This window comes from Rhizobium sp. ZW T2_16, assembly GCF_044987325.1.
Lineage (GTDB): Bacteria > Pseudomonadota > Alphaproteobacteria > Rhizobiales > Rhizobiaceae > Neorhizobium > Neorhizobium cellulosilyticum.
In genome coordinates this window covers 46666-60265 of sequence record NZ_JBJDRG010000014.1, presented here as the reverse complement: position 1 = coordinate 60265, position 13600 = coordinate 46666, and the positions used below count along the sequence as shown (strand labels likewise).

Sequence of the window (13600 nt, the reverse complement as noted above, 5' to 3'; positions counted from 1 at the left end):
GATGAGTGACAACCGCTTCACCGACCACCTTGGCCGCCCGCTCGTAGCCGTTACCGGCATGGGCGTCATCACCTCGCTCGGTCAGGGGCTTGCTGATAACTGGTCGGCGCTGACCTCCGGTACTTCGGGCATCCACAAGATCACACGGTTCCCGACCGATGGTCTGTCGACCCGCATCAGCGGCACGGTGGATTTTATCGCCGTTCCTGCCAACAATTCCGTCGAACGTTCTTTCGCTTTCGCCCGCGAAACGACCAAGGAAGCGCTGGCGCAGGCTGGTCTTTCGGGTGATTTCGAAGGCCCGCTCTTCCTCGCCGCGCCGCCCGTCGAGCCCGAATGGCATGACCGTTTTGCGCTTGCCGATCGTTCGCCGCCGTCGAAGACCGAGGGCGATGCCTATGATCGCTTCTTGACTGCCATGCGCGAACGTCCAGATCCGGTCTTCCTCGAAGCCGTTCAGTTCGGCTCGATTTCCGAGCGCCTTGCCGACATGTTCGGCACGCGCGGTCTGCCGGTAACGCTGTCGACCGCCTGTGCATCTGGCGCAACGGCAATCCAGCTTGGTGTCGAGGCAATCCGCCAGGGTCGCACCGACCGGGCGCTTGTTGCCGCCACTGACGGCTCCGTCAGCGTCGAGGCGCTGGTGCGCTTCTCGTTGCTTTCGGCCCTGTCGACGCAAAACGACCCGCCGGAAAAGGCATCAAAACCGTTCAGCAAGGATCGCGACGGTTTCGTCATCGCCGAAGGTGCTGCGACACTGGTACTTGAATCGGTCGAATCCGCGCTTGCGCGTGGCGCAACCGTGCTCGGCATCATCAAGGGTCTTGGCGAAAAGGCCGATCATTTCCACCGTACCCGGTCCTCGCCGGATGGCGGCCCGGCTATCGCCACCATTCGCGCCGCACTCGAAGACGCGGGTATGGATGAAAGCGGTATTGGTTATATCAACGCCCATGGCACCTCGACGCCCGAAAACGACAAGATGGAATATGGCTCCATGCTCGCCGTCTTCGGTGACCGCATGAAGAACATCCCGGCTTCGTCGAACAAGTCGATGATCGGCCATACGCTGACTGCGGCAGGTGCCGTGGAGGCCGTATTCTCGATCCAGACCATGCTGACCGGCACGCTGCCGCCGACCATCAACTACACCAATCCCGATCCGACGATCGAGCTCGATGTGGTGCCGAATGTGAAGCGCGACGGCTCGCCCAAGGCGGTTCTGTCCAACTCCTTCGGCTTTGGCGGCCAGAACGCCAGCCTTGTCATGACGCTGGAACCGGTCTAAGGCCTGCGCCACAGAAAAAGGACGTCATCCTCGGGCTTGTCCCGAGGATCTATTGACGTTGATACGTGAAATTGAGTGTTGGCAGATGCTCGGGATATGCCCGGGCATGACGCATTTTTGAACGTCGGCGCCCGCCTCATGCATCCGGAAGGAAAAGAAGTACATGCGCGCGCTGCAACTGATCGATGACCGCAAACTTGAAGCCGTCGATATTCCCGAGCCGGATGCCCCGGGTCCCGGTGAAGTGACGCTGCGCGTCAAGGCTGTTGCTCTCAACCACATCGACGTATGGGGCTGGCGCGGCATGGCATTCGCCAAGCGCAAGATGCCGCTGACGATCGGCGCCGAAGCCTCCGGCGTCGTAGAAGCCATCGGCCCGGGCGTTTCCAACGTCCTTCCCGGCCAGCTTGTGTCGATCTACGGCGCCCGCACCTGCGGTCTCTGCAAGCCCTGTCGCGAAAAACGAGACAATCTCTGCGAGCACGTCTCGGGCGTCCACGGCTTCCACCTCGACGGTTTTGCCCAGGAAAAGGCGAACATTCCGGCCCGCCAGCTGGTGCCGGCTCCTCCGGGCGTCGATGCGGTTGCAGCCGCTCTTGCTCCGGTCACCTTTGGCACGGTCGAGCACATGCTGTTCGACAATGCAAAACTGCAGCCGGGCGAAACCATTCTCGTTCATGCCGGCGGCTCAGGCATCGGCTCGGCGGCCATCCAGCTCGCCAAGAAGATCGGCTGCACCGTGATCACCACGGTCGGTTCCGACGATAAGATCGAGAAGGCCAAGGCGCTTGGTGCCGATCACGTCATCAACTACCGCACGGACCGCTTCGAAGGCGTCGTGCGCAAGCTGACGAAGAAGAAGGGCGTTGATGTCGTCTTCGAACATGTCGGCAAGGATACATTCGCCGCCTCGATGTTCTGCCTGAAGCGCGGCGGCCGATTGGTCACCTGCGGCTCGACTTCTGGCGTCTCGACCGACGTCAACCTGATGATGCTCTTCCAACAGCAGCTCAAGCTCCTCGGCTCCTTCGGCTGCCGCATGGAAAACATGGCCGACGCTATGCAGAAGATGGCGCAGGGCATCGTTCATCCGGTTATCGATACCGAAGTCACCTTCGACGAGATCGACCGCGCGCTCGAGCGGATGGAAGGTCGCCAGATCTTCGGCAAGATCGTCCTGCGCATGGATTGATCGGCCATGAAGATGGTCATCACCCGCATCGTTCTGGCGCTCATGCATTTCCGGCAGTGGCTGGTGGCGCAGGCGACCTTTGGCTTGCTCAACCTGTTGAAGGTATTGCCGGCGGATCCCGCCATACGTTTTGCCGATCGCATTGCGCGTTTCGTTGGTCCGAAGCTGTGGCGTCACAAGCTGATGATGACCAATCTGCGCAACGCCTTCCCGGAAAAGTCGGAGAATGATCTCCAAGAGATCGCGGTCGCCAGCTGGGGACATATGGGGCGCATGGCTGCCGAATATGTGTTCCTCGACCGGCTTTTCGATTTCGATCCGGAAAAGACGGAAGCGGGCAGGGTAGAAGTTTCGGGCATACCGATTTTCCTCGATCTACGCGATAATCCGCGGCCTTTTATCGTCTTTACCGCGCATACCGGCAATTTCGAACTGCTGCCTGTTGCTGGAAAGGCATTCGGTCTTGAGGTCATGGTGCTGTTCCGTCCGCCGAACAACCCTTACATTGCCGACAAGGTCTTTTCCTTCCGTGCGGCCCGGATGGGAAGTCTCGTCCCCTCGCATGCGGGATCGTCCTTCGCGCTTGCCCGCCGCCTCGAGGCCGGCGGCGGAGTGGGGGTTCTGGTCGACCAGAAATTCAAGAAGGGCCTGTCGACCTCTTTCTTCGGGCAGCCGGTCAAAACCAATCCGCTTCTGGCCAAACTGGTCCGTCAGTTCGATGCGGAGGTCTACCCGGCCCGCTGCATCCGCCTTCCCGACAATCGCTTCTGCCTGGAAATCGAACCGAGAATCGATCTGCCGCGCGATGAAAAGGGCAACCTTGATGTTCAGGGTACGGCTCAGGTGTTGAACGACAAGGTTGAGAGCTGGGTTCGCGAATATCCCGAACAATGGCTGTGGTATCATGATCGCTGGAACATCAAAGGAACAGTCGAGCGTTGATCGGCCTTCGATAACTTGTGATCCTATGGTATTTTGTGGGGCATTATTTGGGGCCGCACTAGACGAAATGATTAATTATAATCATATCTTATGCAGGGTAGGCTCGCATCAGTAGAAGGCGCCACTTCTCGCGTTGTTTTGAGAGGGGTCGATTTTGAAGGCATTGATTGATCTGTTCTGGGCGAAATATTCTGATCTTCGCCAGGCGGTCGAGCAGGAAGACGACGATGCGGTTTCTCGGATCGACCGGGAAATTGATCCGCTCGTCAAGGCTATACTTGGAAGCCAGGGGCGCGATCAGTCGGCGATTGGCGTGCAGTTCCGATTCGCACTCGATCTGTTGAATGAGGAAGCCGATGATGGTGGCTGCGTCAGGCGCAATGGCCACCTGCTGCAGATGCTGGTCGAGCGTTATCTGATAACCGACCAGTCGCTGCCTTCCAAAACGAAAACCACCGAAGATCCGGCCCTGCCCGTCGATATCCCGCAGGCCATCGCCGACGGTTATCTCGATGATGCGCTGCTGAATAGCCTGCCGGAACGGGTCATGGTTGTCGCGCCCGGTTATCGCATCTTTTATAGTAACGAAACCAATGCGCAGCGAATGGATGTGCCGCGCGATACTCTCATTGGCCGCCATTTCGCCGAATTTGTCGGACTGCATCATTTCCGTCATGATCTGCAGCCCAGCCTTGATCGTTGTTTTGCAGGCGAGAGCCTGACCTTGACCTATGCTGACAAGCTTGAGGGCCGCACAGTCGTCATTCATTGCCGCATGTCGCCGATAAGCAGATCGGGAACATTGATCGGAGCGTTGGTGGTGATGCAGGAGAAGGAAGATCGCCGGCGGCGACGTGCCGACTGACCGGTCGTTACTCAGATATCGGGCTGAACGGCAGGTAGTCGTGTAGCAGATAGGCCTTTTCGAAGGCGATATGCCGCCTTACGCCCTCAAAGAAGCCGCGCAACATATATCCCACCGCTTCGTCATTGACAGGTTCTCCTGAGCCGAGGCGCAAGAGCGCTTCCGTCAGTTCCTCCGCATAGCCTTCATCCTCGAGATGTTCGAATTTGAGCCGTGAAAGCGTTGCCAGCATCGGTCCGGAATGGGCGTGCTGTCGTGCGATATGCGGAAACAGAACGCTCTCTTCGTAATGGTGGATGCTGCGGATCAGCGGACAGAGTGCCTTGGCGGCATAGATGCACTTCTGTTTGTTGATGCTCGCCGGCAGCGAGTCGGCGATTTCTTCAAGTTCGACGCAAAGCGCGAGTTGTTCCCCATGCGCCTGCCGGATCCACGACATGATGACGTCCTGATCGTATTGTCGGACGGGCTGAGCAGACAGAACTGCATTCGTCAGATCGATATCGTGTCTCAAGTCTGACCTCCGGAAGCTGCATGACCGTTGATCGCGCAAAGTTCCATCATGCCCGGCTTACTTGCGTTGATTCAAATCAAGGCATTTGACGTGGCCTGCTGCCATCTGTCGCGGTGGTCGCGACGGAAAGTGGCAGGGGGGATTCGTTCGGAATCGTTGTTTAGCCACCCTCGCGACGGCCAATCACGCCGTTGGGGGATACCAACAATGAACTACCCTTTGGAAACTGCAGCGCTGGTAATCGGGACATTCCTGGCGCTGCTTGGCGCGGCTTACGCGCATGACAGTCTGTTTGCCGCCCATATGTGGGTGCTGTTCCTGACACTCGGCATCAGCAGCATCGTCATGCTGCGCCGCGTCTCTTTCGCACCCGCAGGTGCACCACGAGCCGTCCCGGCAAAGTCGGAATATTTCGACGAAGTCATCAAATACGGCACGATCGCCACTGTTTTCTGGGGTGTCGTCGGCTTCCTGGTCGGCGTTGTCGTTGCCCTGCAACTGGCTTTTCCTGATCTGAACATTGAGCCATGGCTCAATTTCGGTCGCACGCGCCCGCTGCATACTTCAGCCGTCATCTTTGCCTTCGGCGGCAACGCTCTGATCGCCACATCATTCTACGTTGTCCAGCGCACCTGTCGGGCCCGCCTGTTTGGCGGCAATCTCGGATGGTTCGTGTTCTGGGGCTACCAGCTTTTCATCGTCATGGCGGCAACCGGCTATCTGCTCGGTATCACCCAGGGCAAGGAATATGCGGAGCCGGAATGGTATGTCGATATCTGGCTGACCATCGTCTGGGTCGCCTATCTCGTCGTCTTCCTCGGCACGATCTTCATGCGCAAGGAGCCGCATATCTATGTGGCGAACTGGTTCTATCTGGCCTTTATCGTCACGATTGCCATGCTGCACATCGTCAACAATCTGGCGATGCCGGTCTCTTTCCTGGGCATCAAGAGCTATTCGGCCTTCTCCGGCGTGCAGGATGCCCTGACCCAGTGGTGGTACGGCCATAACGCGGTCGGCTTCTTCCTGACGGCCGGCTTCCTCGGCATGATGTACTACTTTATCCCGAAGCAGGTGAACCGTCCGGTCTATTCCTACCGCCTGTCGATCATCCACTTCTGGGCCCTGATCTTCATGTATATCTGGGCAGGCCCGCACCACCTGCATTACACAGCGTTGCCCGACTGGGCGCAGACGCTCGGCATGGTCTTCTCCATCATGTTGTGGATGCCGTCCTGGGGTGGCATGATTAACGGTCTGATGACGCTTTCCGGCGCTTGGGACCGTATTCGTACTGACCCGATCGTCCGCATGATGGTCATGGCCGTCGCCTTTTACGGCATGGCGACCTTCGAAGGCCCGATGATGTCGGTCAAGGCCGTTAACTCGCTCAGCCACTATACCGACTGGACCATTGGTCACGTCCACTCCGGCGCACTCGGCTGGAACGGCATGATCACCTTCGGCGCGGTCTATTTCCTCGTGCCAAAACTATGGAACCGCAAGCGGCTCTACAGCCTGCAGCTGGTCAACTGGCACTTCTGGCTCGCAACGCTCGGCATCGTTCTCTATGCCGCCGTCATGTGGGTTGCCGGTATCCAGCAGGGCCTGATGTGGCGCGAGTATGATGACCAGGGCTTCCTCGTCTATTCCTTCGCGGAAACTGTCGCGGCCATGTTCCCCTATTACCTGCTGCGCGCCCTCGGTGGCCTCATGTTCCTCGCCGGCGCACTGCTCATGGCATTCAACGTCACAATGACAATTCTCGGTCACGAACGGCAGGAACGCACCCCCGGTGTCGCCCCCGCCGGTCTGCAGCCGGCCGAATAAGGAGCTGACAGCATGTCTCTTCTCGATAAACACAAATTCATCGAGCGAAATGCCACGCTCCTTCTCGTCGGCTCACTACTTGTCGTCTCAATCGGCGGTATCGTGGAAATCGCACCGCTCTTCTATCTCGAAAACACCATCGAGAAAGTCGACGGGATGCGGCCCTATACGCCGCTGGAGCTCGCCGGCCGCAACATCTACATCCGCGAGGGCTGCTACGTCTGTCATAGCCAGATGATCCGCCCGTTCCGCGACGAGGTGGAGCGGTACGGTCATTACAGCCTTGCGGCGGAATCGATGTACGACCATCCGTTCCAGTGGGGCTCGAAGCGAACCGGACCGGATCTGGCACGCGTCGGCGATCGTTACTCGAACGAGTGGCACGTACAGCATCTCATCGAACCGCGCGACGTCGTGCCGGAATCGGTGATGCCGAGCTATTCCTTCCTCAAGGAAAATACGCTCGAAGTAACCGATGTCTCCATGGATCTGAAGGCAAACCGCATCGTCGGCGTTCCTTATACCGACGAGATGATTTCAGAGGCGAATGCCGATCTGAAGGCGCAGGCCGATCCGAATGCCGATACCAGCGCTTTGCTGGCACGGTATCCGAAGGCAAAGGTCGGCGATTTTGACGGCGATCCGACCAAATTGACCGAAATGGATGCGCTGGTCGCCTATCTGCAGATGCTCGGCACGCTGGTCGATTTCTCGACCTATGACGACACAACCGGTTACCGCTGAGGAGGGCGCGATATGGAAACCTATACCGCACTCCGCCAATTCGCCGACAGTTGGGGGCTGCTCGCCATGACCCTGTTCTTCGCCGGCGTCATCCTGTTCACTTTGCGCCCGGGCTCGAAGTCTCATGCAGACGATGCCGCCCAGATCCCTCTGAAGGAGGACTAAAATGGCGGACAAACATATCGATGAGATCAGCGGCGTCGAAACCACCGGCCACGAGTGGGACGGCATCCGCGAACTGAACAATCCCATGCCCCGCTGGTGGGTGTGGACGTTTTACGCCACGATCGTCTGGGCTCTCGGATACACCGTCCTTTATCCTGCATGGCCGCTGGTAAACGATGCGACCCGCGGTGTTCTCGGCTATTCCAGCCGTGGTGCGCTGTTGGACGAAATGGCGACAGCAAAAGCAGCCCAGGGCGCAATCCTTGAACGGATCGCGGCTGCGACACCAGAAGAAATCATCGCCAACCCTGAACTCAACCAGTTTGCCATGGCCGGCGGCGCGGCGGCTTTCCGCGTCAACTGCACGCCCTGTCACGGAACCGGTGCAGCCGGTGGTGAAGGTTATCCCAACCTTAACGACGATGACTGGCTTTGGGGTGGCAGCGTAGATGCCATCTACCAGACTGTTGCGCATGGAATTCGCGATGCGGTTGATCCCGATACTCGTATCGGTGAGATGACTGCTTTTGCGGATGTGCTTCAGCCGGACGAAATACGTCAGGCAGCGGCCTATGTTGTCAGCCTCACCGGTAAGCCTCGCGATCCTTCGATGGTCGAACCCGGAAAGCAGATCTTCATGGATAACTGCGCATCCTGCCACGGCGAAAATGCCGAGGGCAATCGTGATCTGGGTGCTCCGAACCTGGCCGACGCCATCTGGCTGAAAGTGCATGGTGAAGATCAGATTGCGGGCCAGATCCGTGCACCGAAGCATGGCGTCATGCCGGCCTGGACCACCCGTCTTGGTGACGTCACCGTCAAGCAGTTGGCAGTTTATGTCCATTCCCTGGGAGGCGGGGAGTAGAGTTTCAGTCCTTCCAGGGCAGAAACTCTCTTGGGCCGGGATCCTTGGGTCCCGGCCATCGAACATCCGGTATGGCAGGAGGTTACGGCCGATTAGGATTGTTCAAGGATATGCTTCAGGGTGCTTAGGTCCGTTTGGATGGCCGCCGCATCCACCTCGAAAGCCTGATCGTCCGTGTCTGGCTGTCGGAGCAAGGTGAACATGATTTCTGCGCCATCGCCATTGGGCACGACCCGCAGTGCATTTTCGAAACTCCTCCCTGTATCCAGCGTGACGGTGTGATCGATGACGCCAAGATCGTTTCGGGGCGTAAACCGCACACGGATCTTGCCGATAGGCCCACCGTCGCCGATCCAGTCTTCGCCTTCTCGGCTCAAGCCCGAAGCGAGGCCGGCAGCCCATCGGGGCATGTTTTCCGGCTGGGATGCGAAGGCGTAGACGTCACGCCAGGGCCTGTCGATCGTCGTGTGAATGATGCGTGCGGGCATTGGCGTCATTGTAATCTCCGTTCTGTCGTCCGCATGGGCGAGGGGCGTGAACCGGTCTGCGAATGCTGCATGCCTTGACTTGCGTCAAGGAATTGAGGGTCGCGCGGTGGGAAAAGGCATGGTGCAAAGGAATGTTCCGATGAATCTCTATACCGCCGAAAGCGTTGCCGCAGGTGACGCATCTGTCGAACGGATTGATGTCAAGGCGGTGCATTCGCCTGGCGAAAAACGCCAGCCGCTTTATGAAAAACGCAAGAAGATTTTTCCCAAGCGTGCCGAGGGACGTTTCCGCCGGTTCAAATGGCTGGTGATGCTTGTCACGCTGGGCATCTATTATCTGACGCCGTGGATCAGGTGGGATCGTGGCCCCTTCGCACCGGATCAGGCCGTGCTTGTCGATCTCGCCAGCCGGCGCTTCTATTTCTTCTTCATCGAGATCTGGCCGCAGGAATTCATCTTCGTTGCCGGCCTTCTGGTCATGGCGGGCTTTGGCCTTTTCCTGCTGACCTCGGCCGTCGGTCGCGCCTGGTGCGGATATGCCTGTCCCCAGACGGTCTGGGTCGATCTCTTTCTCGTCGTCGAACGCTTCATTGAAGGCGATCGCAATGCGCGGATGAAACTCGATGCCGGCCCCTGGACAGCGAACAAGATCGCCAAGCGTGTCGTCAAGCATTCGATCTGGATTGCCATCGCAATCGCTACAGGCGGCGCCTGGATTTTCTATTTCGCCGACGCGCCATCTCTTGCCTTCGATTTCATCACCGGTCAGGCCGCCTTCGTTGCATATTCCACCGTCGCCATCCTGACCGCCACCACCTATCTGCTCGGTGGCCTGATGCGCGAGCAGGTCTGTATCTACATGTGTCCCTGGCCGCGTATTCAGGGCGCCATGCTCGACGAGCATTCTCTGGTCGTGACTTATAACGACTGGCGCGGTGAACCGCGCAGCCGCCACGCCAAGAAGGCGGCAGCGAGCGGCCAGATCGTCGGCGACTGCGTCGATTGCAACGCCTGCGTCGCAGTCTGTCCCATGGGCATCGATATTCGCGACGGCCAGCAGATGGCCTGTATCACCTGTGCACTCTGTATCGACGCCTGCGATGGCGTGATGGACAAGATCGGCAAGGAACGCGGTCTGATCGCTTATGCGACGCTCGACGAATACGATGCCAACATGGCGCTGGCGACGGCCGGTGGTACATCGCCGATCAATCCCACCCGAGCCCGCAAGCCGGATGGTGGTTTTGTTGAAGGCGTCCGCCATTTCAACTGGAAAATCCTGCTTCGCCCGCGCACGTTGCTCTATATGGGCGTCTGGACTGCGGTCGGCATCGGCCTTGTCGTTGCGCTCCTGTCCCGCGACCGGCTGGAAATCAACGTGCTGCATGATCGCAATCCGCAATTCGTCATGGAGTCGGATGGTTCCATCCGCAATGGCTACACCGTTCGCCTCCTCAACATGATCCCCGAACCGCGCACAATCATGCTGACGCTCGACGGCATGCCGGAGGCGACGATGAAGATCATCGGCATTTCGGACGTGCCCGGACGCGAATTCGCCATCGAGGCCGCGCCGGACAAGGCGATGGCGCTGAAGGTCTATGTCACGCTGCCGAAGGATGAAGCCAAAAGCGAAGCATCCTTCCATTTCATCGCCGAAGACCGCTCCAGTCACGAGCGCAACAGTTACTCGGCTAACTTTTTCGTACCAGGGGGCAAGAGATGAGCACGGCATCGCAAAAGGGCTTCGTTTTCACGGGCTGGCACATGGCGGGCGTCATGGTGCTCTTCTTCGGCACGATCATCTCGGTCAATGTCTTCATGGCCTATAACGCCATTACCAGTTGGAGCGGTCTCGTCGTCCCGAACACCTATGTCGCCAGCCAGCAGTTCAACGGCAAGGTGGCCCAAGCGAGGGCGCTTGCCGCGACGGGTGTCAACGGCAAGCTCGCCGTCGCCGCCAATGGAGCTCGCTATGAAGTGCTCGGCCCCGACGGACAGCCGGTTGAAGCAGACCACCTTGTCCTCAATTTCAAGCGCCCTGTCGGCGAGCATCAGGATTTCAGCATCGATATGACCGCAGAAGGCAAGGGAGCTTTCAGCGCTTCCCATGACATCCTGCCGGGTCACTGGATCGTCGAGGCAATCGCCGAGCGCGGCGGAGAACGCATCCTCCACCATGCGGAGCGTGTCTCTGTCCACGGAGCAAAATAATGAGCTGCTGCGCACCCGGAACGGAAGGCGAGATCGTCAGGTCCGCACCGTCTTCCGAAGAAATGCTGCTGGCAAGCCGCGATCTCGGCGAAGGCAGGCGGCAGGTGGACCTGAGCGTTCCGGGCGTCCATTGCGGCGCCTGCATCGTCTCGATCGAAAACGCGCTGAAGGCCATGCCCGCGGTAGAAAAGGCTCGCGTCAACCTCTCAACCAAACGTGTCTCCATCGTCTGGCGGCAGAAATCCGACGAACTGTCCGTCGATCCGGCCGGCTTCGTCGGCTCGATCACCGCGGCAACCGGCTATGACGCCTATCTTTTCGATGCCTCGCTTGATGACGGCGACAAGCTGCAGCGCGACCTCGTGCGCGCAGTCGCCCTTTGCGGTTTCGCCGCCGCCAATATCATGCTTCTGTCGGTCTCCGTATGGTCCGGTGCCGATGATGCCACGCGTGACATGTTCCACTGGATCTCCGCCTTCATCGCCGCACCCGCACTGATCTATGGCGGCCGGTTTTTCTACTCCTCTGCATGGGCCGTCCTGAAACGCGGCCGCACCAACATGGACGTGCCGATCGCTCTTGCGATCACGCTCTCCTATGCGGTGTCGCTGTGGGAGACCATGCATCACGGCGAACATGCCTGGTTCGATGCTACCGTCTCGCTTCTGTTCTTCCTGCTGATCGGTCGAACGCTCGACCATATCATGCGTGACCGGGCGAGGGCGGCGATCAGCGGTCTTGCCCGCCTGTCACCGCGCGGTGCCATGGTCGTCTTGCCCGATGGTACGCGTGAATACCGCCCCGTCGAGGACGTGAAACCCGGAGATCGCGTCGCGATTGCCGCTGGCGAACGCATTCCCGTCGATGGCACCGTCGAATGGGGCGCAAGCGATCTCGATGTCTCGATCGTCAACGGCGAAAGCGTGCCGCAGGCCGTCGCAGCCGGTGCCGCCGTCCATGCCGGCACGCTCAGCCTCACCGGCTCGCTCGTCATCAAGGTCACCGCAACGGCAAGAGAATCCTTCCTCGCCGAAGTCATCGCGCTGATGGAAGTGGCCGAAGGCGCCAAGGCCGGTTACCGCCGTCTCGCAGACCGAGCCGCGCAATATTATTCGCCGGCAGTCCATCTTCTGGCACTTACCGCCTTCGTCTCGTGGGGGCTTGCCGGCGGGGACTGGAAGCGCGCCATGCTGATCGCGATCGCCGTCCTGATCATTACCTGCCCCTGCGCGCTTGGGCTGGCCGTGCCGGTCGTCCAGGTCGTCGCCGCCGGTCGCCTGTTCAAGAACGGCATCATGGTCAAGGACGGCTCGGCCATGGAACGGCTCGCCCAGGCGGACAGCGTCATCTTCGACAAGACCGGAACCCTGACGCTCGGCCGCCCGCGCCTCGTCAATGGCAGCGATATTCCGGGGCCTATTCTGTCGCTTGCAGCCGGCCTTGCTGCCCATTCGCGCCATCCGCTGTCGCGGGCAATCTGCGCCGTGGTATCCGGCCCGTTCCCGCTCTTCGACGACGTGATCGAAATCCCCGGAAGCGGGCTGGAGGCTCGCCGTGCCGAAGGGCTCTACAGGCTCGGCAATCGCCGCTTCGCCTGCGGTGACGTGAGCGGCAGCGAGAACGCCGATCTCGAAGTCGTGCTGTCGCGCGACGGTCACGAGGTCGCCTGCATCCGTTTCGAGGATGCGCTTCGTCAGGACGCCGCCTGGGCCGTCCGCACGCTTGAAGCTGACGGCATGCCAGTCGACCTCGTCTCGGGTGATCGCGCTGGGCCGGTAAGGGCGCTGACGGCTCAACTCGGCATCGCGCGCTGGAAGGCGGAAGTCTCGCCCAAGGGCAAGGCCGATTATTGCGCCTCGCTTGCCGGCGAAGGCCGCAACGTGCTGATGGTCGGCGATGGTATCAACGATGCGCCGGCGCTCGCCGCGGCCTATGTCTCGATGGCGCCGGCTACCGCGGCGGATATCGGCCGCAAGGCCGCAGATTTCGTCTTCATGCATGAAAGCCTCAATGCCGTGCCTCTGGCGGTCGATATCTCGCGCCGCGCAAGCCGCCTGATCCGGCAGAATTTCGGGCTCGCCATCGGTTACAACATCATCGCCGTGCCGATCGCGCTTGCCGGCTATGCAACGCCGCTGATCGCAGCCGTCGCCATGTCCACCTCTTCGATCATCGTCGTCGTCAACGCACTCAGGCTGAACCGGATCGGCAGCGAGGATCTGGCGGCACAGGCGGGGGCCGAGAAGACGGCTGAAAAAGGAAAGATGCGCGCCGCATGAACATGCTCATCTACCTCATCCCGGTCGCGCTGTTTCTCGGCGGCCTCGGGCTTGCGGCTTTCCTCTGGTCGTTGAAGAACGGCCAGTATGACGATCTTGACGGCGCCGCATGGCGCATCATCGACGACGGCGAGGATCGTCCCGGCTGATGGGCAAGGATATAGGGGTATACAAAAGCGTAATATGGCCGATTTAGACAATCGCTCCCTTGCCC

Annotated in this window: 14 protein-coding genes; 12 read left to right on the top strand and 2 right to left on the bottom strand. The window is 59.7% G+C overall.

Annotated elements, in window-relative coordinates; genetic code table 11:
- Nucleotide 1: 1 nt before the first annotated feature.
- The 4 genes from ACI3K0_RS23475 to ACI3K0_RS23460 all read left to right on the top strand — a co-directional run bounded on the left by ACI3K0_RS23475 (nucleotide 2) and on the right by ACI3K0_RS23460 (nucleotide 4287).
- Complete coding sequence (locus tag ACI3K0_RS23475) at nucleotides 2-1288, top strand: beta-ketoacyl-ACP synthase (protein ID WP_183821802.1); 1287 nt, start codon at nucleotides 2-4, stop codon at nucleotides 1286-1288.
- 163 nt (nucleotides 1289-1451) lie between these two features.
- Complete coding sequence (locus tag ACI3K0_RS23470) at nucleotides 1452-2480, top strand: zinc-binding dehydrogenase (RefSeq protein WP_148146471.1); 1029 nt, start codon at nucleotides 1452-1454, stop codon at nucleotides 2478-2480.
- Nucleotides 2481-2486: 6 nt separating this feature from the next.
- Nucleotides 2487-3422 carry a lipid A biosynthesis lauroyl acyltransferase gene (locus ACI3K0_RS23465; RefSeq protein WP_404946352.1) on the top strand — a complete coding sequence of 312 codons (936 nt, stop codon included), beginning with the start codon at nucleotides 2487-2489 and terminating at the stop codon, nucleotides 3420-3422.
- A 154-nt stretch (nucleotides 3423-3576) separates the two neighbouring features.
- The gene (locus ACI3K0_RS23460) at nucleotides 3577-4287 is read left to right on the top strand and encodes a PAS domain-containing protein (protein ID WP_183821798.1); all 711 of its coding nucleotides are present in this window, start codon (nucleotides 3577-3579) and stop codon (nucleotides 4285-4287) included.
- A gap of 7 nt (nucleotides 4288-4294) precedes the next feature.
- On the opposite strand, the gene ACI3K0_RS23455 is transcribed toward ACI3K0_RS23460, so the two are convergent.
- On the bottom strand, nucleotides 4295-4801 hold the full coding sequence (locus tag ACI3K0_RS23455) for a hemerythrin domain-containing protein (protein WP_246435748.1): 507 nt from the start codon (nucleotides 4799-4801) through the stop codon (nucleotides 4295-4297).
- A gap of 207 nt (nucleotides 4802-5008) precedes the next feature.
- Between ACI3K0_RS23455 and ccoN the strand changes: the two genes are divergently transcribed.
- From ccoN to ccoP, 4 genes are read left to right on the top strand one after another with little or no spacing between them, the layout of a single operon-like run.
- Nucleotides 5009-6631 carry a cytochrome-c oxidase, cbb3-type subunit I gene (gene ccoN, locus ACI3K0_RS23450; protein WP_183686914.1) on the top strand — a complete coding sequence of 541 codons (1623 nt, stop codon included), beginning with the start codon at nucleotides 5009-5011 and terminating at the stop codon, nucleotides 6629-6631.
- Nucleotides 6632-6643: 12 nt separating this feature from the next.
- Nucleotides 6644-7375 (top strand): cytochrome-c oxidase, cbb3-type subunit II, encoded by a 732-nt coding sequence (ccoO, locus tag ACI3K0_RS23445; protein WP_183821796.1) that lies wholly within the window; start codon nucleotides 6644-6646, stop codon nucleotides 7373-7375.
- Nucleotides 7376-7387: 12 nt separating this feature from the next.
- Complete coding sequence (locus tag ACI3K0_RS23440) at nucleotides 7388-7540, top strand: cbb3-type cytochrome c oxidase subunit 3 (RefSeq protein ID WP_148146476.1); 153 nt, start codon at nucleotides 7388-7390, stop codon at nucleotides 7538-7540.
- Nucleotide 7541: 1 nt separating this feature from the next.
- Entirely contained in the window at nucleotides 7542-8405 is an 864-nt protein-coding gene (gene ccoP / locus ACI3K0_RS23435; RefSeq protein WP_183821795.1) for a cytochrome-c oxidase, cbb3-type subunit III, read from the top strand.
- Between the two features lie 92 nt (nucleotides 8406-8497).
- Here the strand turns inward: ccoP and ACI3K0_RS23430 are convergent, their stop codons facing one another.
- Entirely contained in the window at nucleotides 8498-8902 is a 405-nt protein-coding gene (locus ACI3K0_RS23430) for an SRPBCC family protein (protein WP_183821793.1), read from the bottom strand.
- 130 nt (nucleotides 8903-9032) lie between these two features.
- Between ACI3K0_RS23430 and ccoG the strand changes: the two genes are divergently transcribed.
- The 4 genes from ccoG to ccoS are packed head-to-tail and all read left to right on the top strand — an operon-like array spanning nucleotide 9033 to nucleotide 13535.
- Nucleotides 9033-10619, top strand: a complete 1587-nt coding sequence (gene ccoG / locus ACI3K0_RS23425; RefSeq protein ID WP_183821791.1) for a cytochrome c oxidase accessory protein CcoG — start codon at nucleotides 9033-9035, stop codon at nucleotides 10617-10619.
- The gene (locus ACI3K0_RS23420; protein ID WP_183821789.1) at nucleotides 10616-11107 is read left to right on the top strand and encodes a FixH family protein; all 492 of its coding nucleotides are present in this window, start codon (nucleotides 10616-10618) and stop codon (nucleotides 11105-11107) included. The genes ccoG and ACI3K0_RS23420 overlap by 4 nt, the downstream gene beginning before the upstream one ends.
- Complete coding sequence (locus tag ACI3K0_RS23415; protein ID WP_183821787.1) at nucleotides 11107-13386, top strand: cation-translocating P-type ATPase; 2280 nt, start codon at nucleotides 11107-11109, stop codon at nucleotides 13384-13386. Before ACI3K0_RS23420 ends, ACI3K0_RS23415 begins: the two co-directional genes overlap by 1 nt.
- Nucleotides 13383-13535 (top strand): cbb3-type cytochrome oxidase assembly protein CcoS, encoded by a 153-nt coding sequence (gene ccoS / locus ACI3K0_RS23410; protein WP_112455538.1) that lies wholly within the window; start codon nucleotides 13383-13385, stop codon nucleotides 13533-13535. Before ACI3K0_RS23415 ends, ccoS begins: the two co-directional genes overlap by 4 nt.
- The last annotated feature ends 65 nt before the right edge of the window (nucleotides 13536-13600 follow it).

Bases quoted from the DNA above. Each gene is read 5' to 3' on its own strand.
- ACI3K0_RS23475 (WP_183821802.1), top strand. From the start codon at position 2: ATGAGTGACAACCGCTTCACCGACCACCTTGGCCGCCCGCTCGTAGCC.
- ACI3K0_RS23470 (WP_148146471.1), top strand. From the start codon at position 1,452: ATGCGCGCGCTGCAACTGATCGATGACCGCAAACTTGAAGCCGTCGAT.
- ACI3K0_RS23465 (WP_404946352.1), top strand. From the start codon at position 2,487: ATGAAGATGGTCATCACCCGCATCGTTCTGGCGCTCATGCATTTCCGG.
- ccoN (WP_183686914.1), top strand. From the start codon at position 5,009: ATGAACTACCCTTTGGAAACTGCAGCGCTGGTAATCGGGACATTCCTG.
- ccoO (WP_183821796.1), top strand. From the start codon at position 6,644: ATGTCTCTTCTCGATAAACACAAATTCATCGAGCGAAATGCCACGCTC.
- ACI3K0_RS23440 (WP_148146476.1), top strand. From the start codon at position 7,388: ATGGAAACCTATACCGCACTCCGCCAATTCGCCGACAGTTGGGGGCTG.
- ccoP (WP_183821795.1), top strand. From the start codon at position 7,542: ATGGCGGACAAACATATCGATGAGATCAGCGGCGTCGAAACCACCGGC.
- ACI3K0_RS23430 (WP_183821793.1), bottom strand. From the start codon at position 8,902: ATGACGCCAATGCCCGCACGCATCATTCACACGACGATCGACAGGCCC.
- ccoG (WP_183821791.1), top strand. From the start codon at position 9,033: ATGAATCTCTATACCGCCGAAAGCGTTGCCGCAGGTGACGCATCTGTC.
- ACI3K0_RS23420 (WP_183821789.1), top strand. From the start codon at position 10,616: ATGAGCACGGCATCGCAAAAGGGCTTCGTTTTCACGGGCTGGCACATG.
- ACI3K0_RS23415 (WP_183821787.1), top strand. From the start codon at position 11,107: ATGAGCTGCTGCGCACCCGGAACGGAAGGCGAGATCGTCAGGTCCGCA.
- ccoS (WP_112455538.1), top strand. From the start codon at position 13,383: ATGAACATGCTCATCTACCTCATCCCGGTCGCGCTGTTTCTCGGCGGC.